Here is a 24,935-nt window from a genome sequence, read left to right on the forward strand (position 1 = left end):
GGCCCGATCGCGGCTGGCTCGACGTCCTGCCTCGCCACCCCCATAACAGCACCTGCGTTCAGCCTCCTGTGAGGGGCCTCAGTGTTGGTTTCACTTTTTCGGTGGCGGCAGTGAGATTGTTTTATAAGCAATAAGCAATAAGCAATAAGCAACAAGCAACAAGCAACAAGCTTAAGGCTCGGCAGTTATAGTGCTGACAGTTTTTTATTGGGAGAACAACCCGTGCGTGTGGCTCTTTTTTTATCGACCTGGCTGTTGTGTCTGGGTGCAATGGCGACTCCCAACGAACCGGCAACTCTGGACCGCACAAGCTGGCCAGAACCTTTAACCAGCCCTGCCTTGTTCGACGTAGCCTCGCGCGCGGAAATCCTCACCTTCGCCCATGCTTTACTGGCCACCGAAGCACTGGATGAGAACGCCCTGAAACAGCGTCTCAACCTTAAAAACATTAACCTCGACTCAATCGACACTGTTCGTCAGCGCCTGGTTAACTACAACGCCGCCCAGCAAAGCTGTGATCAGGATGCATCGTTTTGTTATTTAATCGAAGACATGCCTACGCTGCGCGAACAGGCCGGCAAGTTTGCAGTGGCCGACGATTCGTTTTATGCCGCGTGGGCCGAACCCAGTCGTGAGTTTCATCGCCGTTATCTGGATGAACAATTACGACTGGCCGCATTGTTCCCGCAAACCGGCAGTGAGATCGGGTTGTATGGCGCGCACGAGTTCAATGGCGCCGAGATGAATGATCGGCTCTTTCTGTTGACCTTCGCCAGCGGACCCAGCCAATTGCCGGGCACAACCGACTGGCTCACCGACTACTTGCGCAAGCAATCCATGAGCGCGACCTTCTTTGTGCTCGGCAATAGCCTGCAAGCGCGCCTCGATAAAACTTCGCAACAGGCCGTACGGTCACTCTACAAGGGGCAGTGCGTGGGCGTGCAGGGTTGGGAATACCGCTCGCACAGCCATTGGCAAGACTGGCAAAACTCAATTCTGCGCAGTAACGCACTGGTTAAACAGCAGTTGCCCGACAGTCATGTCCCTTTGTTCCGCCCACCCTATGGGCAACGTCGGGCGGACAGTGGCGAATTTTTCCAGTCTCAGGGCTTGCAGGTGGCCTTGTGGAACATTGACTCGCAAGACAAGGCAGCCAGCCTGACGGCCGAGCAGTCGGCGCATCGGGTGCTGACCCTTATGCTGTTATGGCGTCATGGCGTGATTGCTTTTCACGACACACAAGACAAAGTGCGCACCGCCTTGCCCTGGTTATTGAAGGCGACGGCGCAAAATGGTTTGGGCTGGGAGGGGTGTGAAGACCGGATGCCCGCCAGTGATGGCGGGCGATGAGTTTAAAGAAGGCGTAAGGCCATCTCGGAGCCAGCACGCAGATATTCAACCTGAGCCACGATGGCGTCCTTGACGATGGCTTCACCGGTGTCAGTGAGCTTGGCTTTTTTGGCATCAATGACGGATAGCTGGAGTAACTGCATGGCAACGTCCATCGCCTTTTGGAAGGCGGTGATGTTGTTGTGTTGGCCAAACTCGCGAATCACTGCCTCCAAGCGCTCGTCTGCATTGTCGCGAAGTTGTTGGTATTCGGTAAAAGACACGTTGCCATCGTTATAAATATCGAGCAGCATCTGTTCCAGGGTTTTGGAAATCGGGGTCATACGGCCTCCTTCGGCATAAGCATTGAGGAATCAGGCTGAAAGCAGCCTGCCACGAAGCTTACGTGCGCCTTAAAGGAAGGGCAGACAAGACGAATCCGCGCTTTTTGTCAGATGCCACTGGCATTTCTGTCGGATGTTTAAATTCGGCTTTTTGCATCTGATGCAGTCGTTTTTTGGTGCAAAAGGGTATGACTATGTTTCAGGTAATTACTAAGCCTAGTAGCGATTTGAAATGGCGCCAAGCCCATTTTGTCAGTAAGAAAAAAATAGTTAAAAAGCGCAAGAAAAGCTTTTTTTTGTCACACAATTTGGAGTATTACGAAGACAGACCGCCGAAACCTGCAACACAGGTGGCGTCTTCCAAGACCCATCGGGCAGGACATTCATCTGGCAGGTTCAGGTGAATAGGCAGTCACTTCGAGGCGCAGCACTGTTGAGGTAATGCGTCGAATGGCTCCCACAAAGGTGACCGAGTATGGATGATCACGGACGCACTCCTTCTTCCAACCAGCCAATCCTTTATGTACTCGATACCAATGTTCTGATTCACGATCCAAATGCGTTGCTCAACTTCGAGGAACACCACGTCGCAATCCCGATGACGGTGCTCGAAGAACTCGACAAACTCAAGGCCGGTAAATTACTGGTGGCGGCTGAGTGTCGTCAGGCGATTCGGCTGATCGATCAGTTATTAGGCGTTGCCTGTCCTGAAGATGTCGAAAAAGGCGTGCCCATTCAGCGTGGCAAAAGCGGCCCCAAAGGCTTTCTTTCCATCCTGATGAACAAGCGCAGAGAACCCAATACGCTGCTGCCCGAAAACCTCAACGACAACATCATCATCAACCAGTTGATCGACTTGCATGCCCGCCGACCGGAATGGCATGTGGTGCTGGTGACCAAAGACATCAACATGCGCCTCAAGGCGCGTGCCTGCGGGATTGAAGCCGAAGATTACAGCACCGACCAATTGGTTGATGACGTGTCGATGCTGTCTCGCGGCTATCACACCATGACCGGCTCTTTCTGGGACCGTGTCAGCAAAGTTGAAACCCGTCAGGGGCATGGCCGTACCTGGCATCAGGTGCAGCTGGTGGATAATTTGCCCGCGGTGCACATCAACGAGTTCATCATCGACGAACAGGGCTTTGTCGGCTGGATCAAGGAAATTCGCAAAGACCACTTGCTGATTCTCGACCTGCATCAGGAGCCATTGCTGCATCAGGAGGCCTGGGGGCTTAAACCTCGGGACATTTATCAGGGGCTGGCGCTGTTCGCCTTGCTCGACCCGGATATTCATTTGGTCAACCTGTCGGGTGCGGCGGGTTCGGGTAAAACCATTCTGGCGCTGGCGGCGGCCATTGAGCAAACCATGGTCAGCAAACGCTACCGGCGCATCATCTGTACCCGCAGCGTGCAAGGGCTGGATCAGGAAATCGGCTTTTTACCAGGCACTGAAGCCGAGAAGATGGAACCTTGGCTGGGCGCGATCACCGACAACCTTGAAGCCCTGCATATGGAGGACGAAAGCACCCACGGCAGCGTTGATTACATCCTCAGTAAAGTGCCTTTGCAGTTCAAATCCCTCAACTACATACGGGGCCGCAGCTTCCAGCAAAGCCTGATTTTGATTGATGAGTGCCAGAACCTGACGCCGCACCAGATGAAAACCATCATCACCCGTGCGGGTGCGGGTTCTAAAGTGGTGTGCCTGGGTAACCTGGCGCAGATTGATACGCCTTATCTGTCAGCCACCAGTTCGGGGCTGACCTACCTGACGGAGCGTTTCAAAGACTTCCCCAATGGCGTGCACATTGCCCTGCAAGGGGTGCCTCGTTCGATTCTGGCCGAATACGCCGAATCCCATCTGTGACCCAGATCCGGGCGGCATAGCGCCGCCCGGTTTCATCTCGATCCATCCTCCCAATCCGTAGCCGCTGCCGAAGGCTGCGAACTAGAAACGGCATCTTTGCACCCTCTGAAGTGTGCACCGTTGTACGGCGAAGGCGTGCGGGTGATCAGTTTGATGTTCTGATGCGCGCTATTCGCGGGATGGATAGCCCGGCGGACTTGGGCAAACCTTACGCTCGGGTTTAAACTCGACCTTCCTGTCTGGAGTATTCCCGTGCTGACTCATTTAGATTCCCAAGGCCGCGCCAATATGGTCGACGTCACCGATAAAGCCGTGACGTCCCGTGAAGCCGTGGCTCAAGCGGTGGTGCGCATGCGCCCGGAAACCCTGGCCATGATCGTCAAGGGTGATCATCCCAAGGGCGATGTGTTCGCCGTGGCCCGTATTGCCGGTATTCAGGCGGCGAAAAAAACCGCTGACCTCATTCCCTTGTGCCATCCGTTGATGCTCACCAGCGTCAAAGTCGAACTCAGCGCCCAAGGCACCGAGGCGGTGCTGATCGTCGCGCGCTGCAAGCTCGCCGGGCAGACCGGGGTTGAAATGGAAGCCCTGACCGCCGCCAGTGTGGCGGCATTGACGATCTATGACATGTGCAAAGCGGTCGACCGCGGCATGACCATCGAAGGCGTGCGCGTGCTGGAAAAACTCGGCGGCAAGAGCGGTCACTTCAAGGCTGACCAAGCATGAAGCTGAACGTCATGTACTTCGCCCGCTACCGTGAAGCATTGGGGGTGGATAGAGAAACGGTCGAAGGCGAGTTCGCCACCCTAGAGCACTTGCGTGCGCATTTGCTGCAACGCAAAGACGTCTGGCAGGTACTGGCAGAGCCCAACCTGATGTGTGCGCGCAATGAAGAGCTGTGCAAGCTCGATGAACCCTTGGCGGAAGGCGACCATGTGGCGTTTTTCCCACCGGTCACGGGAGGCTGAACATGTCGATTCGGATACAAGAGGCAGCTTTTGATCCGGGGGCCGAGGTCAACGCCCTGCACGCGGCCAATCTGGGGGTCGGCGCGGTGGTGAGCTTTGTGGGCTATGTGCGCGACTTCAATGACGGGCGCGACGTGGCGGGGCTGTTTCTGGAGCATTACCCCGGCATGACCGAAAAAGCCTTGGCCAAGATCATGGCCGAAGCCGAGCAGCGCTGGCCGTTGCTCAAACTGTACGTGCTGCACCGTGTGGGCGCGCTGGAGCCGGGTGAACCCATTGTGTTTGTTGGCGTGGCCAGTGCCCATCGCCAAGCCGCCTTCGATGCCTGCGCCTTCGTCATGGACTACCTGAAAACCCGTGCGCCATTCTGGAAGAAAGAACAGACCTGCGAAGGTCCGCGCTGGGTCGAAGGACGGGCCAGCGATGAAGCGGCGGCAGAGCGCTGGCGTAGCAGCTGACGAGTAGTGCGAGGCAGCGATCGAGTTGCGAAGCGTTCGCAGAATGGGACGCTTCGGTGTGTCAGGTTTTACGACGGCTTTGCCGCCGATCGCAGCCTTCTTGCCTCGTCAGCGGCAAGATCCGTACAGGTGAACGCGAGGTTTCACGCCGTTTCTGTTGGGTCCTGCGGTTTGCGTACGGCGCATACCACCGGGCGCAGCAGCTCTGTCGGCGGGGTTTCGCAGCTGATTTTGCGGCCCAGCATGGCTTCGATGGACGGCAGTTGGTAGGAGTCGTCTTCGCCTGCAAAGCTGATAGAGACGCCGCTGGCACCCGCACGGCCGGTTCGGCCAATGCGGTGCACGTAATCGTCCGGCACTTCAGGCAGGGTGAAGTTGATCACGTGGCTGATGCCGTCGATGTGAATCCCGCGACCCGCTACGTCGGTCGCCACCAATACGCGGATTTTGCCTTCGCGGAAGCCTTCGAGGGTTTTGATCCGTTTGTGCTGCGGCACGTCGCCGGACAGTTGCGCGGCGTTGATGCCATCGCGTACCAGACGCTCTTCAATGCGGCGTACTTCGTCTTTGCGGTTGGCGAAGACGATCACGCGTTCCCAGCCATTGTCGTTCACCAGATTGAACAGCAATTTGTATTTGTCTGCACCGGCCACGGCGTAGACATGCTGTTCCACCAGTTCGTTGGCACGGCTTGGCGCTTCGATTTCAACAATGGCCGGGTCGGTGGTCCATTGCTTGGCCAGGTTCATCACGTCTTCCGTAAAGGTCGCGGAGAACAGTAGGGTCTGGCGCTCGGCTTTCGGCGGGGTCTGACGAATGATCTGACGCACTTGCGGGATAAAGCCCATGTCGAGCATGCGGTCGGCTTCGTCGAGGACCATGACTTCGACCATGTCCAGATGGACTTCGCCGCGCTGGTTGAAGTCCAGCAAGCGGCCCGGTGTGGCGACCAGGATGTCGCAGTGGCGGGCTTCGAGTTGTTTGAGCTGTTTGTCGAAGTCCATGCCGCCGACGAATGCCATGACGTTGAGGTCGGTGTACTTGGTGAGGTCGGCGGCGTCTTTGGCGATTTGCACCACCAGCTCGCGAGTCGGCGCAATGATCAACGCGCGCGGCTCACCCATGTACCGCTCTTTGGGCGGTGGGGTTTGCGTCAATTGGCTGATGATCGAAATCAGAAAGGCTGCGGTTTTGCCGGTGCCGGTCTGGGCACGGCCGATGGCGTCGCGGCCGCTCAGTGTATAACCCAGCACCTGAGCCTGAATCGGTGTGCAATACGGGAAGCCCAGGTCCTGAATGGCGTGCATCAGTTCGGGGGCCAGGTTGAAGTCGTGAAAGCGGGTTTTGCCTTCTTGCGGCTCAACGACGAAATCTTCGAGTTTCCAGGGAATGACCGGCGGCTTGGGCGCCACTTCACGGCGCGGTTTGGTCACTTTGGGTTTTTCGATGCGCTGCGGTTCTGGTGCTGAAAGGGCTGCGGGAGTGTTCACCGCGGCGGTTTCAGGCGCCGGACGGGCAGGCTGCTGTGCATCAGTACGCGGGCCTTGGCTGGCTCCAGGCGTGGTTGAAGCTGGCGCGAGCGGCTCAGCTTCGGTTTTACCAAATATTTTTTTGAGTGCTTTGAGCACGGTCATCTCATCAGTTGGTTAAGGAGTGTACGCCGGGCAGTGTAATGCAAGTCGCGTGCTCGGCGTAGGTGAACGACAGGATGTTTCGGTTTTAGCCCAGACGGTCTTTCAGCCAGGCACCGATGTCATTGATTTCTTCTCGTAACACTTCATGACCCATGGGGTATTCCTGCCACATAACGGCAACACCCAGATTTTTCAAATGCTCATACGCCGAACGGCCCATCGCGTTTTGAACGACGTCATCGTATTGACCATGCAGGCACAAAGCAGGGGTGCGTTGCTGGCTGGCTGACAATTGGAGTTGGTTGTCAAACGTCGGTGCGTAGGTGGAGAGGGCGATGACGCCACCCAAGGCACCCTGCCATTTCAAATAGGCCGTGTGATAGACCACGGCGCCACCTTGCGAAAACCCGGCGAGAAAAATACGGCTGGCGTCTATTCCGGCACTTTTCTGTTCTTCGATCAGTTCAATGACGGTCGCGGCGGACGCCTCAAGCTCCGATTCGCTGATGGAGCGCGCCGGGCTCATGGCTTTGATGTCGTACCAACTCGGCATGGCATAACCACCATTAATGGTGACCGGCCGGTTCGGCGCCTGAGGCAAAACAAAGCGCGTCGTCGGCAGCGTCTCCAGCAGCATTTCGGCTACCGGCTGGAAGTCGGTTTGGCCGGCACCTAAACCGTGAAGCCAGATAACACAGGCATCGGCGGTCTTTGGGGGCTGGATAATCAAGGGGTGGGTCATGGCTGCTCCATCGTTGGGCGTGTGCGCAGATCGAGTGCGCGACAAAGGTGCGTGATCGTTCAATCGTTGAAATATTTGAAAATGTCTTGGGCGTATTCACTGAAAAATAAGGCGCAACGGCGAAGGACGCAAGAGTGGTACGCGCTTTGCTATGTGCTACAGGGCGTTAAAGCTTCCCTCTCGGCGGTAACACTAACAGGCCATTACCGGGCGGGGCAGCAAAAAAGCCTGACGGCGAAGTTAGACAGGGAAAGCAACAGCTCAAGTGAGCGCTTCAGTGTGAAGGTTAGTGCGATGCACCCATCGCTCAAGGCTTATGCCGCTTGACCCAATAAAAAGCCAACACGGGTCAACAGTGCCTCACAAGGGGGCGGCGGGTCTTGTTCAAACACAACATAAGCAGCACTTGGAGGTTTGAATGAAGCAACTGAAATCCACCCTGGCTTTGGCCACTGCCGCCATCGTGTTAAGCGTCAGCGGTTTTGCCAACGCCGGCGCGACGCTCGATGCGGTTAAAAAGAAGGGATTTGTGCAGTGTGGTGTCAGCGATGGTTTGCCCGGTTTTTCGGTGCCTGACAAAGACGGCAAGATTTTGGGGATCGATGCTGATATTTGCCGCGCTGTAGCGGCAGCCGTCTTTGGTGATGCAACCAAGGTCAAATTCAGCCAATTGAATGCCAAGGAGCGTTTTACTGCGCTGCAATCAGGGGAAGTGGACGTGCTGTCGCGCAATACCACCTGGACCAGTTCTCGTGACGCGGGCATGGGCATGGTCTTTGCCGGTGTGACCTATTACGACGGCGTTGGCTTTTTGGTGAACAAAAAGCTGGGCGTTAACAGTGCCAAGGAACTGGACGGTGCGACCATTTGCATACAGGCCGGTACCACCACTGAGCTGAACGTCTCGGACTACTTCCGCGCCAATAACCTGAAATACACCCCGATCACCTTCGATACGTCCGATGAAAGCGCCAAGTCGCTCGAAAGCGGTCGTTGCGACGTACTGACCTCCGACAAGTCCCAGCTTTATGCGCAACGCAGCAAGCTGGCTAACCCGAATGATTACGTGGTGTTGCCTGAAACCATCTCCAAAGAACCGCTGGGGCCCGTGGTTCGCAAGGGCGACGAAGACTGGTTCAGCATTGTGAAGTGGACGCTGTTTGCCATGCTCAATGCCGAAGAAGCCGGTGTGACCTCGAAGAACGTTGTAGAAGAAGCCAAATCGACCAAAAACCCGGACGTGGCCCGTTTGCTGGGCGCTGACGGTGAGTACGGCAAAGACCTGAAACTGCCGAAGGACTGGGTGGTGCAGATCGTCAGCCAGGTCGGTAACTACGGTGAAGTCTTCGAGAAAAACCTCGGTAAAAGCACCCCGTTGGCCATTGACCGCGGGCTGAACGCCTTGTGGAACAACGGCGGCATCCAATACGCACCACCTGTGCGCTGATAGCCCTGTTACCCGGCAGGCCAACTGCCGGGTGATGTTGTGTTGATCCATCTTTCCTGGGGCATTTCATGCAGACAAAAGTCGGCGCACCCAAGCCGAGGCTCAGCCTCAGCGATCCACGTGTGCGTGCGTGGTTATTTCAGATCATCACCGTCGCGTTGGTGGTCTTCATGGGCTGGTATTTGTTCAACAACACCCAGACCAACCTGCAACACCGCGGTATTACTTCGGGTTTTGACTTTCTTGAACGCAGTGCCGGGTTTGGCATTGCGCAGCACTTGATTGATTACACCGAGTCTGACAGTTATGCCCGCGTCTTCGTTATCGGGTTGTTGAACACGTTGCTGGTGTCGGCCATCGGCGTGGTTCTGGCGACAATCCTCGGTTTTATCGTCGGCATTGCGCGGCTATCGCCGAACTGGATGATCAACAAGCTGGCGACGGTGTATGTGGAGGTATTTCGCAATATCCCGCCGTTGCTGCAAATCCTGTTCTGGTATTTCGCTGTTTTTCTGACCATGCCGGGGCCGCGTAACAGCCATAACTTCGGCGATCTTTTCTACATGAGCAGCCGCGGCCTGAACATGCCGGCGGCCATTGGCACCGACGCGTTCTGGCCGTTTGTGGTCAGTGTGGGACTGGCGCTGGTGGCGATTGTGTTGATGGTTCGTTGGGCCAACAAACGTTTTGAAGACACCGGCGTGCCCTTTCATAAGTTCTGGGCCGGGTTGGCACTCTTGCTGGTGATCCCTGGGCTGTGCGTGCTGGTGTTCGGTTCACCGGTGCATTGGGAAATGCCACAGCTCAAGGGTTTCAACTTTGTGGGCGGCTGGGTGCTGATCCCTGAACTGTTGGCGTTGACCATTGCCTTGACCGTTTACACCGCTGCATTCATCGCCGAGATCGTGCGTTCGGGCATCAAGTCGGTCAGTCATGGCCAGACCGAAGCCGCGCGTTCTTTGGGGCTGCGGCCTGGGCCGACGCTGCGTAAGGTGATCATCCCGCAAGCGTTGCGGGTGATTATTCCGCCGCTGACCAGCCAATACCTCAACCTGGTGAAAAACTCGTCGCTGGCGGCGGGCATCGGCTACCCGGAAATGGTTTCACTGTTTGCCGGTACCGTGCTGAACCAGACCGGCCAAGCCATTGAAGTCATCGCCATCACCATGAGCGTTTACCTGGCCATCAGCATCAGCATTTCGCTGTTGATGAACTGGTACAACACGCGCATTGCGCTGATCGAGCGATGAGGACGCGACTATGACGACTCATGTTTTCAAACCCGACATGCCGCCGCCGGGCAACCGCATCGGCATCGTCGCTTGGGCCCGGGCCAATCTGTTTTCCAGTTGGCTCAACACGCTGCTGACCTTGTTTGCCTTTTACCTGATCTGGCTGATCCTGCCGCCGCTGCTGAGCTGGGCGATTTTCGATGCCAATTGGGTCGGCAGTACGCGGGCCGACTGCACCAGGGACGGCGCTTGCTGGGTGTTTATCCAGCAGCGTTTTGGCCAGTTCATGTATGGCTATTACCCGCGTGAACTGCGCTGGCGCGTCGACCTGACGGTGATCCTGGCCGTGGTGGGGGTGGCGCCGCTGTTTATCTCGCGGTTCAAGCACAAGGCGGTCTACGGGCTGAGCTTTCTGGTGCTGTACCCGATTGTGGCGTACAGCCTGTTGCATGGCGGTTACTTTGGCCTGAGCAACGTGGCCACCAGCCAGTGGGGCGGACTGATGCTGACACTGGTGATTGCCACGGTCGGTATTGCCGGTGCCTTGCCGCTGGGGATTTTGCTGGCGCTGGGACGGCGTTCCGACATGCCGGCCATTCGCGTGGTGTGTGTGACTTTTATTGAGTTCTGGCGCGGTGTGCCGCTGATCACCGTGCTGTTTATGTCCTCGGTGATGTTGCCGCTGTTTCTGCCCGAAGGCATGAACTTCGACAAACTGCTTCGCGCTTTGATCGGGGTAATTCTATTCCAGTCGGCCTATGTGGCAGAGGTGGTGCGCGGGGGCTTGCAGGCTATCCCCAAGGGCCAGTACGAAGCAGCGGCAGCGATGGGGCTGGGGTATTGGCGCAGCATGGGCCTGGTGATCTTGCCGCAAGCCTTGAAGCTGGTCATCCCCGGCATTGTTAACACCTTTATTGCCCTGTTCAAGGACACCAGCCTGGTGATCATCATCGGTCTGTTCGACCTGCTCAACAGCGTCAAGCAAGCGGCTGCCGACCCTACATGGCTGGGTATGGCGACGGAAGGCTATGTGTTTGCGGCGTTGGTGTTCTGGATTTTCTGTTTTGGTATGTCCCGCTACTCCATGCATTTGGAGCGCAAGCTGGACACCGGCCATAAGCGTTAGGAGTGCGACATGAGTGAAGCCATCAAAAAACCTGCGAGCGCTGAAGGCATTATTCAGATGCAGGGTGTTAACAAGTGGTACGGCCAGTTCCACGTGCTCAAGGACATCAACCTGAACGTGCAGCCGGGTGAGCGAATTGTATTGTGCGGGCCTTCGGGGTCGGGCAAGTCGACGACCATCCGTTGTCTCAATCGCCTCGAAGAGCACCAGCAAGGGCGTATCGTGGTTGACGGCGTAGAGTTGACCAATGACATCAAGCAGATCGAAACCGTACGCCGTGAAGTGGGCATGGTGTTTCAGCATTTCAACCTGTTCCCGCACCTGACCATTTTGCAGAACTGCACGCTGGCACCGATGTGGGTGCGCAAGATGCCCAAGCGTCAGGCTGAAGAAATTGCCATGCATTATCTGGAGCGGGTGCGCATTCCAGAGCAGGCGCACAAGTACCCGGGACAGTTGTCGGGTGGTCAGCAACAGCGGGTAGCGATTGCCCGGGCGCTGTGCATGAAGCCCAAAATCATGTTGTTCGATGAACCAACCTCAGCCCTTGACCCGGAAATGGTCAAGGAGGTGTTGGACACCATGATCGGCTTGGCCGAAGACGGCATGACCATGCTCTGTGTGACCCATGAAATGGGCTTTGCACGTACGGTGGCCAACCGGGTGATCTTTATGGACAAGGGTGAAATCGTGGAGCAGGCCGCGCCCAATGACTTCTTCGACAACCCTCAAAACGATCGGACCAAGCTGTTTTTGAATCAGATTTTGCATTGATCCAAACGCACCCTATGTAGCCGCGGCCGCAGGCTGCGATAAGGGCCGAAGGACCTTCGTTTGTTGTTCCAACCGGGGTCGCTTCGCAACCCATCGCAGCCTGCGGCAGCAACTACAGGGAGAGGGGGGGGCGTGCTTTCTCGCGCTGCTGTTGCTTCTGCTCCAGCAGCGAATTGATGTCTGCACATTCATTGAGGGTCTCTAACTCAGCCACTAGTTCGGGGTGGCGATCGAGTAGGCGCATCAATACAAACAAGGGCTTGGGAGGCTCCACTTCGGCCCGTTCGTAGCGGCTAAATGCGTTGTGACCACCACCGGACAAGAGTTGTACCGCGCTTTTCTGGGTGAAATGCAACTTGCGCCTAATGCGTTTGATCTCGTCAGCCATGACCCGCTTGGCATCTTCGATCAGTTCATCTCCTGCCTGGGCATACCGTTCTGCGCTAGGGGCGTCGAACTCTACTTCCCCGCACTTCGCACATTCATGGCCCGTCAGGCCGTGCACGGGGCGAGTCAATTGTTTGAAGCATACGGTGTAAGTGCGGTCTTTGAAGGCTTGCAGTGCGTCAGGCGCACCGCAGGTGTAGCAACCGAGTTTGTTCATCAGTCTTTTTCCTTGAAGGCGATGACGGGCGGCCCTCCACCGGGTCGATAAGTCACCTTGATGTAAATAAACAAGCCGTAAGCTTCGGTGTGATAAACGTCCTGCCACACCCGGTGGTCAGCATGAGTGGTCATCGACTTGTACAGCGCCCGGCGCTCCAGTGACGATATCACTCGCAGCATTTGCGCCAGTGTCAGCCCCATCGTCCGCCCGCCATCCAACGCGCTTTTAGTAAATGCCACAGCACCGAGCCGACGGACGTCGTCCTGTATGCAAGAGAGATCGTAGTGAGGTGTTTTCTTTTCCATAAGAGGCGGCCTCGATAAGCGTGAAATTACCCTTTAAGGGTTTTTTGTGCAACGACTAATTGTCTTTTAAAGCTGACCTCTTATCTCTAGCGAATTGCCTCATCGCGTGGGTCTGACTAACATGTCGGAAAATTCATCCAATGATTGGATGAAAAGGCGAATTTCATGACAGAAGCTTCCCCACTGATCAAACGTTCACTGGTCGATCAGGCCCTTGAACAACTGCGCACGCGAATCAAAGACGGTGCCTGGGAGGTCGGGCAGCGTTTGCCTACCGAGCCCGAACTGGCTGCAGAGCTGGGTATCAGCCGTAATACCGTGCGCGAGGCCATGCGCGTGCTGGCCTTTGCCGGGTTGATCGAGATTCGCCAGGGCGACGGCAGTTATTTGCGAGGGCGTGTCGATCCCATGGGCACCCTGCGCGCGTTGTCTTCCTGTTCGCTGGAGCAAATACGCGAGACACGGCACATCCTGGAAGTTGAAGCCATTGGCTTGGCGGCCTTGCGCCGTACTGAGGAAGATTTGCGTCTGCTGCATCTGGCGCTGAAGGAAAGTGAACAGCATTACCACGGTGAGCTCGACACGTTTATTGGCTGCGATTTGCTGTTTCACCAACGCTTGATCGATGCCGCGCACAACCCTGCATTGAGTGAGTTGTATCGCTACACCTCAAGCATCGTCTCCAGCCAGATACGTTCGACGTTGGCCGTCCAGCCTCGTCGCCAGTCGGTATTTGATTTGCACATTGACCTCTTGGCGGCTGTTGAACAGCATGACCCGCAACGGGCGATGGCGCTTTGCCGGACGTTGATCAATGAACCCTGAACCGGAGAAAACCATGGCCCGCTTCACCGAGCCTGTTCACCCTGTGGACGATCTGGAAGAACTGCTGATAGACGCCGAAGTCGATGACGAGCCAGTGCCGCTCGCACCTCCCGTTGTCGTGCGCCCGTGGTTGCTGTTGCTGGGGTTGGTGCTGGTGGCGTTGAACCTGCGTCCGGCCCTGTCGAGCATGGCGCCTTTGCTTTCGCAGGTGTCTGACAGCCTGGGTTTGTCTGCGGCTCAGGCGGGTTTGTTAACCACCTTGCCGGTGCTGTGTTTGGGGCTGTTCGCACCGTTGGCGCCCATACTGGCACGGCGTTTCGGGACTGAGCGGGTGGTGCTGGGGATATTGCTGACACTGGGCGGCGGCATTGCTCTGCGCAGCATGCTGGGGGAGGTCGGGTTATTTGCCGGGAGCATTTTGGCGGGCGCCAGTATTGGCGTGATCGGCGTATTACTGCCGGGCATCATCAAACGTGATTTTGCCGGGCATGCGGGCACGATGACTGGCGTGTACACCATGGCCTTGTGTCTTGGTGCTGCATTGGCGGCCGGTGCCACGGTGCCGTTGAGTCATGCAATGGGCAACAGCTGGGCGTTGGGCCTGGGCTTTTGGGCATTGCCGGCATTGATCGCGGCGATCTTCTGGTTGCCGCAAACGGGCAAGCGTCAAGGCGCGCATAAAGTGGCTTACCGGGTGCGGGGGTTGCTGCGTGATCCGCTGGCGTGGCAAGTGACGCTGTACATGGGCTTGCAATCTTCGCTGTCGTACATCGTTTTTGGTTGGTTGCCTTCCATTTTGATGGGGCGCGGTTTAACGGCCACGCAGGCCGGGTTGGTGATGTCGGGTTCAGTCATCGTGCAATTGATTACGGCACTGACGGCACCGTGGTTGGCCACGCGCGGCAAGGATCAGCGGTTGGCGATCGTGCTGGTGATGAGCATGACCCTGGCCGGTCTGTTTGGCTGTCTATACGCGCCGATTGACGGTTTATGGGGCTGGGCGATTGTGTTGGGGTTGGGGCAGGGTGGGGCGTTCAGCCTGGCGTTGACCTTGATTGTGATGCGCTCACGCGATGCTCATGTGGCGGCCAACTTGTCGGGCATGGCTCAAGGCATTGGTTACACCGTGGCGTCCATGGGGCCGCTGGCCGTCGGCGTGGTGCATGAAGTGACAGGTGGCTGGAGTGCGCTGGGCTGGATTTTCGGGGTGATTGGCATCGCTGCCATCGTTGCCGGACTGGGTGCGGGGCGCATGCGTTATGTGAATGTGCAAAGCGAACGGCTCTGAAGGCGTAGTGTTTCTGCGGATAGCAGATTATCGTGCTCGGATTCTCCAGGGGAACGGACCTTGTCATGAGCCAAGCACATCAAGCATTGATCACTCAGTTCTATGAAGCTTTCCAACGCCTTGATGCCGAGGCAATGGCTGCCTGCTATACCGACGACGTGGTGTTCAGTGACCCGGTATTCGGTGAGTTGCGTGGCCGCAATGCCGGCGATATGTGGCGCATGCTGACGGCCCGGGCCAAGGACTTCAGCCTGACCTTTGACCGGGTGCAGGCTGACGCGCAGACGGGCAGCGCTCACTGGGTGGCGACCTATGTGTTCGGTCAGACCGGGGCAGTGGTGGTCAATGATATTGAAGCGAGGTTTGTGTTTCGTGACGGCAAGATTTGCGAGCATCACGATCACTTTGATCTTTGGCGCTGGTCGCGTCAGGCGCTGGGGGTTAAAGGTCTGCTGCTGGGGTGGACGCCATTGGTCAAAAACGCCATCCGGGGGCAGGCACAAAAAGGCCTTAAAGCCTTTCAGGCTGGTCGTGAGTAAACCCTGGTATGTGTATTTGGTAAGGGCGGCCAATGGGTCGCTGTACTGCGGGATCAGCGATGATCCGGTGCGCCGTTTTGCCAAGCATCAAACGGGTAAAGGGGCGCGTTTTTTTGCGTCGAGCCCGGCGGTGGCGCTGGTGTATGTCGAGTCGTGGCCTGACAAAGGCGAAGCGTTGCGTCAGGAGCGGCTGATCAAAAAACTCAGGAAGAGCGCCAAGGAATGCTTGGTGCTGAGTCAGGTGTTGACTGGAGACCCTCACCCCAGCCCTCTCCCAGAGGGAGAGGGAGCTTGATCTGCTTTTGCTTTTGCTTTTGCTTTTGCTTTTAGTCCCCTCTCCCTCTGGGAGAGGGTTAGGGTGAGGGCGCTGTTGAGGGTGGCTTCAATGCCGCCTCTATCGCCTCTGGCTTGAAGTCTCTGATCAACGTGCCGTTGACATCCAGAATCGGAATCCCGCGTCCGCCCAGCGCCTCGTACGCCTCACGTGCGGTTGCGTCCTTGTCGATATCAAACTCTTTGAACGGAATGCCTTTCTCGTCCAGAAAGCGCCGTGTAGCCTTGCAGTAGCCACACCACTCAGTGGCGTACAGCACGACCCGGGCGTCGGCCCGGGTTTGCTCGGATACAACACCTGAAGGGTTCAAGACCCGCTGGATTTTGCCCCAGTTCTGAAACACCACCACCACGATCAGAACAAACAGGACTTTCTTCAGAATCCCGTTGAACATTATTTGCTGCGCTTGAGCTGGTCGAGCAGTTGGGTCGGCAGGCCTTTAATAACCAAAGTGCCAGCCTCTTCGTCGAACTCGATCTTGGAGCCCAGCAGGTGCGCTTCAAAACTGATGGACAAGCCCTCAGCGCGACCCGTGAAGCGACGGAACTGGTTAAGGGTGCGTTTGTCAGCCGGAATTTCTGGCGACAGGCCGTAATCCTTGTTGCGGATATGGTCGTAAAAGGCTTTGGGGCGTTCTTCGTCAATCAGCTCGGACAATTCTTCGAGGCCCATCGGTTCACCGATCTTGGCCTGGCTGCTGGCGTAATCAACCAGCGTTTTGGTCTTCTCGCGGGCGGACTCTTCCGGCAGGTCTTCGCTCTCGACAAAATCGCTGAAGGCCTTGAGCAGTGTTCGGGTTTCACCGGGGCCGTCGACACCTTCCTGGCAGCCGATAAAGTCGCGGAAGTATTCCGAAACCTTCTTGCCGTTTTTACCTTTGATGAACGAAATGTATTGCTTGGACTGCTTGTTGTTTTGCCACTCGGAAATATTGATGCGTGCGGCCAGATGCAGTTGGCCAAGGTCCAGATGGCGTGAGGGGGTCACATCCAGTTCCTGGTTCACGGCCACGCCGTCGCTGTGGTGCAGCAAGGCAATGGCCAGATAATCAGTCATGCCTTGCTGATAGTGAGCAAACAGAACGTGCCCGCCCACTGAGAGGTTGGATTCCTCCATCAGCTTTTGCAGATGCTCGACGGCGACGCGGCTGAACGCGGTGAAATCGGTGCCGCCGTCAAGATACTCCTTGAGCCAGCCACTGAAGGGGTGCGCGCCAGACTCAGCATGGAAAAACCCCCACGCTTTACCTTGTTTGGCGTTATAGCTTTCGTTGAGGTCAGCGAGCATGTTCTCGATGGCTTGGGACTCGGCCAGTTCAGAGTCGCGGGCGTGGAGAACAGCGGGCGTACCGTCGGGTTTTTTTTCAATCAAATGGACGATGCAATGACGGATCGGCATGGGCTTCTCGGTGAGTAATGAGAGGGCAGGGCGCACACCCCGCAAAAGCGCCAAGTGTAACCCACCTGAGCGCCGGGGCAGCCTTTGCAGCCGGGTTTAGGGGGGGAGTCATCGCCCGGATGGGCTTTTTTACTGATTTAGAGCGATAAAGCTGACCAAATGGCTAGGTAGAGGCGGATATTTAGCCGTCTCTGTGCTAGTTTTGCCCGGTCTTGCGCTGTGTAATGGCGCAAAGCATGCATTCAGCAAGTGTCAGGTCGAACCAAACCCCGTTTTAGCACTCTACATCCGCGATTCGTCGTGAAAGCCAACGGGCGTGCCAGACCCCTGAGATCTGGCTCGATAGCTGACTTTGCACTCTGCAAACCAAATGAATTTGATAGGGAAGGACCATCTCAATGGCTATGACTAAAGACCAACTGATCGCTGATATCGCTGAAGCTATCGACGCGCCGAAAACTACCGCGCGTAACGCTCTGGACCAACTGGCTCAGATCGTTGCTGATCAATTGGAAAATGGCGGCGAAATCACTCTGCCAGGTATTGGCAAACTGAAAGTGACCGAGCGTCCTGCCCGTACTGGCCGTAACCCTTCGACTGGCGCTGCCATCGAAATCGCTGCCAAAAAAGTTATCAAGCTCGTTGTGGCCAAAGGCCTGACTGACGCTGTTAACAAGTAAGACCGATGTAAAAAAGCCGCGTTTCGGATCGCTCCGAAGCGCGGCTTTTTTATGCCCGCTGTTCCCGTAGCAGCTGCCGTAGGAACGAGGCTGCGTCCGGCGGCGAAGCCGTCGTAAATTCGGAATTCTCGGTTTTCCTGAAAAACCGGTGGCACCTTAATCTACGACGGCTTCGCCGCCGGACGCAGCCTCGCGCAGCTCGTCAGCTGCTACGAGGGTTTAGGCATTCAAACTGTTACTTCCAGTTCTTCTCGCGCCACTGCTGTTGCTGTTCTTTGTCGTGGAATGTCCAGGCCACAAAGCGGCTTTGCTTGTTGCCCTGTGACATGTCGACCACTTGGCTTTCGCGCACGCCGGCTTTTTTCAGTGCCGTCTGGATCGCCGGCAAGTTGGACGCCTTGGACACCAATACGCTAAACCACAGCACCTGACGGCCCACTTGCACGCTTTCGCGAATCAGTTGGGTCACAAAGCGCTGCTCGCCACCTTCGCACCACAACTCCGCCGCTTGACCGCCAAAGTTCAGAACGGGCAGTTTGCGCTTGGGATCAGCCTTGCCCAGTGCGCGCCATTTACGCTCGCTGCCGCGCGTCGCTTCATCGATGGAGGCATGAAACGGCGGGTTGCACATGCTCAGGTCAAAACGCTCAGCGCTGTCCAGAACATCCAGCAGGATCTTTTTCGGATCGGGTTGCAGGCGCAGGCTGATGGCTTTGTTCAAGCCGTTGGACTGCACGATCGCCTTGGCCGCTTTAACCGCAGTAGGGTCAACTTCGGTGCCCAGGAACTGCCAGCGGTATTCGCTGTGGCCAATCAGAGGGTACACGCAGTTTGCACCCATGCCGATGTCCAGTACGCGCACGCTCGGGCCACGCGGGATGACGCCATCGTTCATGGTGGCCAGCAGATCGGCCAGAAAGTGCACGTAGTCAGCGCGACCGGGCACAGGCGGGCACAGGTAGTCGGCCGGAATGTCCCAGTGGGCGATACCGTAGAACGCCTTGAGCAGCGCGCGGTTGAATACGCGCACGGCGTCCGGGTTGGCGAAGTCGATGCTTTCCTTGCCGTACGGATTGATGATGACGAACTCTGCCAGCTCAGGGCAGACCGAAATCAACTGCGGGAAGTCGTAACGGCCCTGATGGCGGTTGCGCGGGTGCAGGCTTGGCTTGACCCGTGGCTCAGCCGGTTTGGCGTCGCTGGCAGCCTTGGGCTTGTGGCGTGTGGCTTTGGAAGTGCGTGGGGTTGTCATGTTCAATTCATTCCACAAAAGCAATCGCGGGCAAGTCCTTAGTTCCTTTCAGAGCTAAGGGCTTGCCCGCGATCAGGTGCGCAGCTTTATTACAGGCTGGAAATCCGCGCGTGCTGTTCGGCCAATTTGCTCAAGGCTTGTTCGGCTTCGGCCAACTTGGTTCGTTCTTTTTCGATGACTTCAGCCGGAGCTTTGTCAACGAACGCGGCGTTAGAGAGTTTTCCACCTACGCGGGCCACTTCGCCGTTCAGACGCTGGATTTCCTTGTCCAGACGCGCCAACTCTGCATCTTTGTCGATCAGGCCGGCCATGGGCACCAGCACTTCCATCTCGCCTACCAGTGCGGTAGCCGACAACGGTGCTTCGGCGCCGTCTTGCAGCACGGTGATCGATTCGAGTTTAGCCAGCTTTTTGAGCAAGGCATCGTTCTCGGTCAGACGGCGCTGATCTTCGCTGCTGACGTTTTTCAGGTAGATCTGCAAAGGCTTGCCCGGGCCGATGTTCATTTCGCCACGGATGTTGCGAATACCCAGCATCAGGCCCTTCAGCCATTCGATATCGTCTTCGGCGGCCTGGTCGATGCGCGCTTCGTTCGGTACTGGCCACGGTTGCAGCATGATGGTCTTGCCTTCAACGCCGGCCAGCGGCGCGATGCGCTGCCAGATTTCTTCGGTGATGAACGGCATGAACGGATGGGCCAGACGCAACGCCACTTCCAGCACCCGAACCAGCGTACGGCGAGTGCCGCGCTGACGCTCAATCGGGGCATTCTCGTCCCACAACACAGGCTTGGACAGTTCCAGGTACCAGTCGCAGTACTGGTTCCAGATGAACTCGTACAAGGCTTGTGCCGCGAGGTCAAAACGGAACTGGTCGAGGTGACGGGTCACTTCGGCTTCGGTGCGTTGCAACTGCGAGATGATCCAGCGATCGGCCAGCGACAGCTCGTAAGCTTCGCCGTTTTGACCGCAGTCTTCGCCCTTGTCCAGCACGTAGCGTGCGGCGTTCCAGATCTTGTTGCAGAAGTTGCGATAGCCTTCAACACGGCCCATGTCGAACTTGATGTCGCGACCGGTGGACGCCAGCGAGCAGAAAGTGAAACGCAGGGCATCGGTGCCGTAACTGGCGATACCGTCAGCGAATTCGTCGCGGGTCTGCTTCTCGATTTTCTTCAGCAGTTTTGGCTGCATCAGGCCCGTGGTGCGTTTAGCCACCAGGTCTTCGAGTTCAATGCCGTCGATGATGTCCAGCGGGTCCAGTACGTTGCCTTTGGACTTGGACATCTTCTGGCCCTGACCGTCACGCACCAGACCGTGTACATACACCGTCTTGAACGGAACTTGCGGGGTGCCGTCTTCGTTTTTCACCAAGTGCATGGTGAGCATGATCATCCGGGCAACCCAGAAGAAAATGATGTCGAAGCCCGTCACCAGCACGTCAGTGGAGTGGAAGGTTTTCAGCGCGTCGGTTTTTTCCGGCCAACCCAGGGTGGAGAAGGTCCACAGGCCCGAACTGAACCAGGTGTCGAGGACGTCGTTGTCCTGTTGCAGCGCAACGTCCGGGCCCAGGTTGTTCTTGGCGCGCACTTCGGCTTCATCGCGGCCCACATAGACCTTGCCCGACTCGTCGTACCAGGCCGGAATTCGGTGGCCCCACCACAGTTGACGGCTGATGCACCAGTCCTGGATGTCGCGCATCCACGAGAAGTACATGTTTTCGTACTGTTTAGGTACAAACGCAATGCGACCGTCTTCAACGGCAGCAATGGCAGGCTCGGCCAACGGCTTGGTCGACACGTACCACTGGTCGGTCAACCAGGGCTCGATGATAGTGCCCGAGCGATCGCCTTTTGGCACTTTCAGGGCGTGATCGTCGACGCTGACCAACAGGCCTGCTTCGTCGAAGTCTGCGACGATTTGCTTGCGCGCCTCGAAGCGATCAAGCCCCGCGTATTTGGCGGGCAAGGTGCCGTCGATGGCGTCGTTCAGCGTGCCGTCGAGGTTGAACACTTGGGCTGCAGGCAGCACTTTGGCGTTCTTGTCGAAGATATTCAGCAAAGGCAGGTTGTGACGCTTGCCGACTTCGTAGTCGTTGAAATCGTGTGCCGGGGTGATTTTCACGCAGCCGGTGCCGAATTCAGGGTCGCAGTAGTCGTCAGCGATGATCGGGATGCGGCGGCCAACCAGTGGCAACTCGACAAACTTGCCGATCAGGGCTTTATAGCGTTCGTCTTCCGGGTTTACGGCGACTGCGGCATCACCGAGCATGGTTTCCGGGCGGGTGGTGGCCACAACCAGATAATCCAGACCCTCGGCGGTTTTCGCGCCGTCGGCCAGTGGGTAGCGCAGGTTCCACAGGAAACCTTTCTCGTCGTGGTTTTCCACTTCAAGATCGGAGATGGCCGTGTGCAACTTGGTGTCCCAGTTGACCAGACGCTTGCCGCGGTAGATCAGGCCGTCTTCGTGCAGGCGCACAAAGGCTTCTTTCACGGCTTCGGACAGACCGTCGTCCATGGTGAAGCGCTCGCGGCTCCAGTCTACAGACGAGCCGAGGCGACGAATCTGACGGCTGATATTGCCACCGGACTGCTCTTTCCATTCCCAGATCTTGTCGAGGAACTTCTCGCGGCCCAGATCATGACGGTTCAGACCCTGAGCTTCGATTTGGCGCTCAACCAGCATCTGGGTGGCGATACCCGCGTGGTCGGTGCCCGGCTGCCACAGGGTGTTGCGACCCTGCATGCGGCGGAAACGGATCAGGGCGTCCATGATCGCGTTGTTGAAGCCGTGACCCATGTGCAGGCTGCCGGTGACGTTCGGCGGCGGAATCATGATGGTGTACGGGTCGCCCGCGCCTTGCGGGGCAAAATAATTCTCTTCTTCCCAGGTTTTGTACCAGGAAGTTTCAATGGCGTGCGGCTGGTAGGTCTTATCCATGCGCGGCGGGACCCTATTGGCATTAATTCAGGAAAGCCGGCAAGTATAGCGGGGCGGGACGCGAAGGGCGAGTTGTACGCGGCCGCGAATGCGTAGCAGCTGCCGCAGGCTGCGTTCGGCGGCGCAGTCGTCGTGAAATCAGGCAATGCAATCCGTCAATTGGTGAGCGTTGTCAGGGTTGCGATCGCTTCGCAATCGGACGCAGCCTTCGGCAGCTGCTACGAAAAACCGCTCAGCTTTGGTGCTGCGCGAGCAACCGTTCCATGTGCGCTTCAAGGCGGCGTTTGATTTCGGTTTCGATGTGCGGCGTGAAATCGTTGATCACGTCCTGCATGATCGACTCGGCCGCCGTGCGCAGCTCGTTGTCCAGATGAACGAGCAGGGCGTCCGGCTGTTTTTGCGGCTTGGGCGCCGGTGCAATACCGTCCAGCGGTATCTGGCTCTCGTCGTCGATGGCTTCAGACAGCAAGGGGATCTGCGCCCCTTCAACGCCCACCATGTCGGTCAGCAACGGCGGTTGCAGGCCGTCATCGCCCAGCAGTTGGCGAATGGATTCAAGGTCGTCGAGCAGGTGTGCAGCTTTTTGCGGTGAATTGGAGGTGTCCATCGTGTGCTCAGAGTCGTTGCAGCTTGTGGTCTTGCAGAGGATAGCCCTGTTCGCGATAGAAGCGAAAACTCTCCCTTGCCGCCAGTCGCACGACAGGGTCTTCGACCACGACTTCGGCCACACGGGCAAAGCGGTTGAAGAATTCAGGGACTTTAAGGTCCAGGTTGATCAATAAATCCTGATGGCTGGCGGGTGCATCACCCAGGCCCATAACGATCACGCCATCCGGATCATCTTCGAGGTTGCTGTGGGGCACAAAGCTCTCGCCCTTGAAGCGCCACAAGCGATCATCCAGATCCTGACGTTGCGCAGCATCGCTACAGTGCAGGTAGACCCGATGCCCGAGACGCCAGGCTTTCTCGGTCAGCTTGCTGGCAAAATCCAGTCGCGCCGACGTGTCTGCGCTCGGAAGAATATAAAAGTCGATTTTGGTTGTTTCAGTGGTCATTGCGATTCCTGAACCGAGGCTGCGCGGCCATCAAGCCGCGCAGCCTTCGATTGTCAGCGTCAAGCGTTGGCGCGGTCCAGCAGGTATTGGGTCAGCAGAGGCACCGGGCGGCCGCTGGCGCCCTTGTCTTTGCCACCGCTGACCCATGCGGTGCCAGCGATGTCCAGGTGAGCCCAGTGATAGGCCTTGGCGAAACGCGACAGGAAGCAGCCTGCGGTGATTGCACCGGCTTTAGGGCCGCCAATGTTGGCCATGTCGGCAAACGGGCTGTCCAGTTGCTCCTGATATTCGTCGAACAACGGCAGTTGCCAGGCGCGGTCGTCGGCTTGTTTGCCGGCTTCGAGCAGTTGGCCGATCAGTTCGTCGTTGTTGCCCATCAGGCCGGACGTATGAGCGCCCAGGGCGACCATGCAGGCGCCGGTCAAGGTGGCAATGTCGATAACGGCTTGGGGCTTGAAACGTTCGGCGTAGGTCAGGGCATCGCACAGCACCAGACGGCCTTCTGCGTCGGTGTTGAGGATTTCGACGGTTTGACCGCTCATGGTTGTCACGATGTCGCCCGGACGGGCTGCGCCGCCGCTTGGCATGTTTTCGGCGCAGGCCAGAATGCACACCAGGTTGATCGGCAGTTTCAGCTCAAGCACAGCGCGCAGGGTTCCGAATACGCTGGCAGCCCCGCCCATGTCGTACTTCATTTCGTCCATGCCGGCGCCCGGCTTGAGGCTGATGCCGCCGGTGTCGAAGGTGATGCCTTTGCCGACCAGGACGTAAGGCTTCTCGGATTTTTTACCGCCCGAGTAGTTCATGACAATCAGGCGAGGCGGCTGGTCGCTGCCCTGGCCCACGGCATAGAACGCGCCCATGCCCAGATCCTTGATCTTTTTCTCGTCAAGGATGTCGACTTTCAGGCCTTTGTATTCCTTGCCCAGATCCTTGGCCTGTTCGGCCAGGAAGGTCGGGTGGCAGATGTTCGGGGGCAGGTTGCCCAGATCGCGGGTGAACGACATGCCGGCAGCAATCGCCTGAGCATGGGTGACGGCCAGCTGCACTTCAGCCTGCGCGGCCTTGATGGTCAGCAGGGTGATTTTTTTCAGTGCGCGAGGTTCGGCTTTCTGGCTTTTGAAACGGTCGAAGGTGTATTCGCCGTCCACCAGTGTTTCTGCCAGCAGACGGGTTTTGCCGTAGCTGTCGCGGCCCTTGACGACCAGTTCGTCCAGCGCCAGAACGGCATCGCTGCCGCCCAGACCTTTCAGTACGTTAAGGGCGCTGCTGACAATTTTGCGGAACGGGCGATCACCCAACTCTGCATCTTTACCCGTACCCAGCAACAGCACGCGTTCGGCTTTGAGGTCGGGCAGGCTGTGCAGCAGCAGGGTTTGACCGGTTTTGCCGGCGATGTCGCCGCGCTTGAGTACGGCGCTGATGGCGCCGCCTGTGAGTTCGTCAATGGCCTTGGCCGTGTTGCCGAGTGTGCGGTCTTCACCGATGGCGACCACTAGAGTGGCCGTTTTCAACGTTTCTGGGCTAACGCTTTTTACAACCAGTTCCATGTCCGGGTCCCTGAATCAAATGGTCAACGTGCGCACAAACGAGGTGTTTGCTTGCTTATATAGATGAAGCGCTTCACCTGCCGTTCGGGCAGGCGTCAAGGCGGGCAGTTTGAACCTCGTCGGCAGAGCCTGACAACCCTCGATTGCCGTGTCTGTCATGCTTTGAAGCCTTGGGTGAGCAAGCGCAGTGACAGGCGCACCCATTCACAGGATAATGCGCCATCTTTTTTAACGGCTAGGCT

At 57.3% G+C, this 24,935-nt stretch carries 26 protein-coding genes; 14 read left to right on the forward strand and 12 right to left on the reverse strand.

Annotated elements, in window-relative coordinates:
- Positions 1 to 222: 222 nt before the first annotated feature.
- Entirely contained in the window at positions 223 to 1,350 is a 1,128-nt protein-coding gene (locus GHN86_RS12150) for a polysaccharide deacetylase family protein (RefSeq protein WP_323369973.1), read from the forward strand.
- A gap of 2 nt (positions 1,351 to 1,352) precedes the next feature.
- Here the strand turns inward: GHN86_RS12150 and GHN86_RS12155 are convergent, their stop codons facing one another.
- On the reverse strand, positions 1,353 to 1,673 hold the full coding sequence (locus tag GHN86_RS12155; RefSeq protein WP_153386664.1) for a hypothetical protein: 321 nt from the start codon (positions 1,671 to 1,673) through the stop codon (positions 1,353 to 1,355).
- A gap of 475 nt (positions 1,674 to 2,148) precedes the next feature.
- On the opposite strand from GHN86_RS12155, the gene GHN86_RS12160 reads away from it, so the two are divergent.
- From GHN86_RS12160 to moaE, 4 genes are all read left to right on the forward strand, one after another.
- Positions 2,149 to 3,543, forward strand: coding sequence for a PhoH family protein (locus GHN86_RS12160; RefSeq protein ID WP_153379771.1), 1,395 nt, complete (start codon positions 2,149 to 2,151; stop codon positions 3,541 to 3,543).
- A 252-nt stretch (positions 3,544 to 3,795) separates the two neighbouring features.
- On the forward strand, positions 3,796 to 4,269 hold the full coding sequence (moaC, locus tag GHN86_RS12165) for a cyclic pyranopterin monophosphate synthase MoaC (protein WP_323369393.1): 474 nt from the start codon (positions 3,796 to 3,798) through the stop codon (positions 4,267 to 4,269).
- Positions 4,266 to 4,511, forward strand: a complete 246-nt coding sequence (gene moaD, locus GHN86_RS12170) for a molybdopterin converting factor subunit 1 (protein ID WP_153379769.1) — start codon at positions 4,266 to 4,268, stop codon at positions 4,509 to 4,511. Before moaC ends, moaD begins: the two co-directional genes overlap by 4 nt.
- A gap of 2 nt (positions 4,512 to 4,513) precedes the next feature.
- A complete protein-coding gene (gene moaE, locus GHN86_RS12175; RefSeq protein ID WP_153379768.1) occupies positions 4,514 to 4,969 on the forward strand; it encodes a molybdopterin synthase catalytic subunit MoaE in 456 nt (151 codons plus the stop codon).
- Positions 4,970 to 5,112: 143 nt separating this feature from the next.
- On the opposite strand, the gene rhlB is transcribed toward moaE, so the two are convergent.
- Together rhlB and GHN86_RS12185 are read right to left on the reverse strand one after the other, a co-directional pair.
- Positions 5,113 to 6,603 carry an ATP-dependent RNA helicase RhlB gene (gene rhlB, locus GHN86_RS12180; protein ID WP_153379766.1) on the reverse strand — a complete coding sequence of 497 codons (1,491 nt, stop codon included), beginning with the start codon at positions 6,601 to 6,603 and terminating at the stop codon, positions 5,113 to 5,115.
- 85 nt (positions 6,604 to 6,688) lie between these two features.
- On the reverse strand, positions 6,689 to 7,345 hold the full coding sequence (locus tag GHN86_RS12185; protein ID WP_153379764.1) for an alpha/beta hydrolase: 657 nt from the start codon (positions 7,343 to 7,345) through the stop codon (positions 6,689 to 6,691).
- Positions 7,346 to 7,763: 418 nt separating this feature from the next.
- Here GHN86_RS12185 and GHN86_RS12190 point away from each other — a divergent pair, with 418 nt between their 5' ends.
- From GHN86_RS12190 to GHN86_RS12205, 4 genes are all read left to right on the forward strand, one after another.
- On the forward strand, positions 7,764 to 8,792 hold the full coding sequence (locus GHN86_RS12190; protein ID WP_153379762.1) for an amino acid ABC transporter substrate-binding protein: 1,029 nt from the start codon (positions 7,764 to 7,766) through the stop codon (positions 8,790 to 8,792).
- 68 nt (positions 8,793 to 8,860) lie between these two features.
- Positions 8,861 to 10,042, forward strand: coding sequence for an amino acid ABC transporter permease (locus GHN86_RS12195; RefSeq protein WP_153379760.1), 1,182 nt, complete (start codon positions 8,861 to 8,863; stop codon positions 10,040 to 10,042).
- Between the two features lie 10 nt (positions 10,043 to 10,052).
- A complete protein-coding gene (locus tag GHN86_RS12200) occupies positions 10,053 to 11,150 on the forward strand; it encodes an amino acid ABC transporter permease (RefSeq protein WP_153379758.1) in 1,098 nt (365 codons plus the stop codon).
- A gap of 9 nt (positions 11,151 to 11,159) precedes the next feature.
- On the forward strand, positions 11,160 to 11,924 hold the full coding sequence (locus GHN86_RS12205; protein ID WP_153379756.1) for an amino acid ABC transporter ATP-binding protein: 765 nt from the start codon (positions 11,160 to 11,162) through the stop codon (positions 11,922 to 11,924).
- A gap of 112 nt (positions 11,925 to 12,036) precedes the next feature.
- On the opposite strand, the gene GHN86_RS12210 is transcribed toward GHN86_RS12205, so the two are convergent.
- Positions 12,037 to 12,528: a type II toxin-antitoxin system MqsA family antitoxin gene (locus GHN86_RS12210; protein ID WP_153379755.1), complete on the reverse strand. Its 492-nt coding sequence runs from the start codon at positions 12,526 to 12,528 to the stop codon at positions 12,037 to 12,039.
- On the reverse strand, positions 12,528 to 12,836 hold the full coding sequence (locus GHN86_RS12215; protein WP_153379753.1) for a type II toxin-antitoxin system MqsR family toxin: 309 nt from the start codon (positions 12,834 to 12,836) through the stop codon (positions 12,528 to 12,530). The genes GHN86_RS12210 and GHN86_RS12215 overlap by 1 nt, the downstream gene beginning before the upstream one ends.
- Positions 12,837 to 13,001: 165 nt before the next feature.
- Between GHN86_RS12215 and GHN86_RS12220 the strand changes: the two genes are divergently transcribed.
- From GHN86_RS12220 to GHN86_RS12235, 4 genes are all read left to right on the forward strand, one after another.
- Complete coding sequence (locus GHN86_RS12220; RefSeq protein ID WP_153379751.1) at positions 13,002 to 13,661, forward strand: FadR/GntR family transcriptional regulator; 660 nt, start codon at positions 13,002 to 13,004, stop codon at positions 13,659 to 13,661.
- Positions 13,651 to 14,949 carry a CynX/NimT family MFS transporter gene (locus GHN86_RS12225; protein ID WP_153379750.1) on the forward strand — a complete coding sequence of 433 codons (1,299 nt, stop codon included), beginning with the start codon at positions 13,651 to 13,653 and terminating at the stop codon, positions 14,947 to 14,949. Before GHN86_RS12220 ends, GHN86_RS12225 begins: the two co-directional genes overlap by 11 nt.
- A 65-nt stretch (positions 14,950 to 15,014) precedes the next feature.
- Positions 15,015 to 15,488 (forward strand): nuclear transport factor 2 family protein, encoded by a 474-nt coding sequence (locus GHN86_RS12230; protein ID WP_153379748.1) that lies wholly within the window; start codon positions 15,015 to 15,017, stop codon positions 15,486 to 15,488.
- Entirely contained in the window at positions 15,475 to 15,783 is a 309-nt protein-coding gene (locus GHN86_RS12235) for a GIY-YIG nuclease family protein (protein ID WP_153379790.1), read from the forward strand. The genes GHN86_RS12230 and GHN86_RS12235 overlap by 14 nt, the downstream gene beginning before the upstream one ends.
- Positions 15,784 to 15,841: 58 nt before the next feature.
- On the opposite strand, the gene GHN86_RS12240 is transcribed toward GHN86_RS12235, so the two are convergent.
- The gene (locus tag GHN86_RS12240) at positions 15,842 to 16,216 is read right to left on the reverse strand and encodes a glutaredoxin family protein (RefSeq protein WP_153379746.1); all 375 of its coding nucleotides are present in this window, start codon (positions 16,214 to 16,216) and stop codon (positions 15,842 to 15,844) included.
- On the reverse strand, positions 16,216 to 17,220 hold the full coding sequence (yejK, locus tag GHN86_RS12245; protein WP_153379744.1) for a nucleoid-associated protein YejK: 1,005 nt from the start codon (positions 17,218 to 17,220) through the stop codon (positions 16,216 to 16,218). The genes GHN86_RS12240 and yejK overlap by 1 nt, the downstream gene beginning before the upstream one ends.
- A gap of 398 nt (positions 17,221 to 17,618) precedes the next feature.
- On the opposite strand from yejK, the gene GHN86_RS12250 reads away from it, so the two are divergent.
- Entirely contained in the window at positions 17,619 to 17,900 is a 282-nt protein-coding gene (locus tag GHN86_RS12250) for an HU family DNA-binding protein (protein ID WP_122782507.1), read from the forward strand.
- A gap of 235 nt (positions 17,901 to 18,135) precedes the next feature.
- Here the strand turns inward: GHN86_RS12250 and rlmF are convergent, their stop codons facing one another.
- The 5 genes from rlmF to GHN86_RS12275 form a co-directional block, all read right to left on the reverse strand.
- The gene (gene rlmF, locus GHN86_RS12255) at positions 18,136 to 19,152 is read right to left on the reverse strand and encodes a 23S rRNA (adenine(1618)-N(6))-methyltransferase RlmF (RefSeq protein WP_153379742.1); all 1,017 of its coding nucleotides are present in this window, start codon (positions 19,150 to 19,152) and stop codon (positions 18,136 to 18,138) included.
- 89 nt (positions 19,153 to 19,241) lie between these two features.
- A complete protein-coding gene (locus GHN86_RS12260) occupies positions 19,242 to 22,088 on the reverse strand; it encodes a valine--tRNA ligase (protein WP_153379740.1) in 2,847 nt (948 codons plus the stop codon).
- Positions 22,089 to 22,320: 232 nt separating this feature from the next.
- On the reverse strand, positions 22,321 to 22,695 hold the full coding sequence (locus GHN86_RS12265; protein ID WP_153379738.1) for a DNA polymerase III subunit chi: 375 nt from the start codon (positions 22,693 to 22,695) through the stop codon (positions 22,321 to 22,323).
- A 7-nt stretch (positions 22,696 to 22,702) separates the two neighbouring features.
- Complete coding sequence (locus tag GHN86_RS12270) at positions 22,703 to 23,143, reverse strand: DNA polymerase III subunit chi (protein WP_153379736.1); 441 nt, start codon at positions 23,141 to 23,143, stop codon at positions 22,703 to 22,705.
- Positions 23,144 to 23,202: 59 nt separating this feature from the next.
- Positions 23,203 to 24,693 carry a leucyl aminopeptidase gene (locus tag GHN86_RS12275; RefSeq protein WP_153379734.1) on the reverse strand — a complete coding sequence of 497 codons (1,491 nt, stop codon included), beginning with the start codon at positions 24,691 to 24,693 and terminating at the stop codon, positions 23,203 to 23,205.
- Positions 24,694 to 24,935 lie beyond the last annotated feature (242 nt).

Source organism: Pseudomonas helleri (genome assembly GCF_009600315.1).
GTDB classification, from domain to species: Bacteria; Pseudomonadota; Gammaproteobacteria; order Pseudomonadales; family Pseudomonadaceae; genus Aquipseudomonas; species Aquipseudomonas helleri_A.

Coding starts and splice junctions, on each gene's coding strand:
- GHN86_RS12155 (WP_153386664.1), bottom strand. CDS start 1,673: ATGACCCCGATTTCCAAAACCCTGGAACAGATGCTGCTCGATATTTAT.
- GHN86_RS12160 (WP_153379771.1), top strand. CDS start 2,149: ATGGATGATCACGGACGCACTCCTTCTTCCAACCAGCCAATCCTTTAT.
- moaD (WP_153379769.1), top strand. CDS start 4,266: ATGAAGCTGAACGTCATGTACTTCGCCCGCTACCGTGAAGCATTGGGG.
- moaE (WP_153379768.1), top strand. CDS start 4,514: ATGTCGATTCGGATACAAGAGGCAGCTTTTGATCCGGGGGCCGAGGTC.
- rhlB (WP_153379766.1), bottom strand. CDS start 6,603: ATGACCGTGCTCAAAGCACTCAAAAAAATATTTGGTAAAACCGAAGCT.
- GHN86_RS12185 (WP_153379764.1), bottom strand. CDS start 7,345: ATGACCCACCCCTTGATTATCCAGCCCCCAAAGACCGCCGATGCCTGT.
- GHN86_RS12190 (WP_153379762.1), top strand. CDS start 7,764: ATGAAGCAACTGAAATCCACCCTGGCTTTGGCCACTGCCGCCATCGTG.
- GHN86_RS12195 (WP_153379760.1), top strand. CDS start 8,861: ATGCAGACAAAAGTCGGCGCACCCAAGCCGAGGCTCAGCCTCAGCGAT.
- GHN86_RS12200 (WP_153379758.1), top strand. CDS start 10,053: ATGACGACTCATGTTTTCAAACCCGACATGCCGCCGCCGGGCAACCGC.
- GHN86_RS12205 (WP_153379756.1), top strand. CDS start 11,160: ATGAGTGAAGCCATCAAAAAACCTGCGAGCGCTGAAGGCATTATTCAG.
- GHN86_RS12210 (WP_153379755.1), bottom strand. CDS start 12,528: ATGAACAAACTCGGTTGCTACACCTGCGGTGCGCCTGACGCACTGCAA.
- GHN86_RS12215 (WP_153379753.1), bottom strand. CDS start 12,836: ATGGAAAAGAAAACACCTCACTACGATCTCTCTTGCATACAGGACGAC.
- GHN86_RS12220 (WP_153379751.1), top strand. CDS start 13,002: ATGACAGAAGCTTCCCCACTGATCAAACGTTCACTGGTCGATCAGGCC.
- GHN86_RS12225 (WP_153379750.1), top strand. CDS start 13,651: ATGAACCCTGAACCGGAGAAAACCATGGCCCGCTTCACCGAGCCTGTT.
- GHN86_RS12230 (WP_153379748.1), top strand. CDS start 15,015: ATGAGCCAAGCACATCAAGCATTGATCACTCAGTTCTATGAAGCTTTC.
- GHN86_RS12240 (WP_153379746.1), bottom strand. CDS start 16,216: ATGTTCAACGGGATTCTGAAGAAAGTCCTGTTTGTTCTGATCGTGGTG.
- yejK (WP_153379744.1), bottom strand. CDS start 17,220: ATGCCGATCCGTCATTGCATCGTCCATTTGATTGAAAAAAAACCCGAC.
- GHN86_RS12250 (WP_122782507.1), top strand. CDS start 17,619: ATGGCTATGACTAAAGACCAACTGATCGCTGATATCGCTGAAGCTATC.
- rlmF (WP_153379742.1), bottom strand. CDS start 19,152: ATGACAACCCCACGCACTTCCAAAGCCACACGCCACAAGCCCAAGGCT.
- GHN86_RS12260 (WP_153379740.1), bottom strand. CDS start 22,088: ATGGATAAGACCTACCAGCCGCACGCCATTGAAACTTCCTGGTACAAA.
- GHN86_RS12265 (WP_153379738.1), bottom strand. CDS start 22,695: ATGGACACCTCCAATTCACCGCAAAAAGCTGCACACCTGCTCGACGAC.
- GHN86_RS12270 (WP_153379736.1), bottom strand. CDS start 23,143: ATGACCACTGAAACAACCAAAATCGACTTTTATATTCTTCCGAGCGCA.
- GHN86_RS12275 (WP_153379734.1), bottom strand. CDS start 24,693: ATGGAACTGGTTGTAAAAAGCGTTAGCCCAGAAACGTTGAAAACGGCC.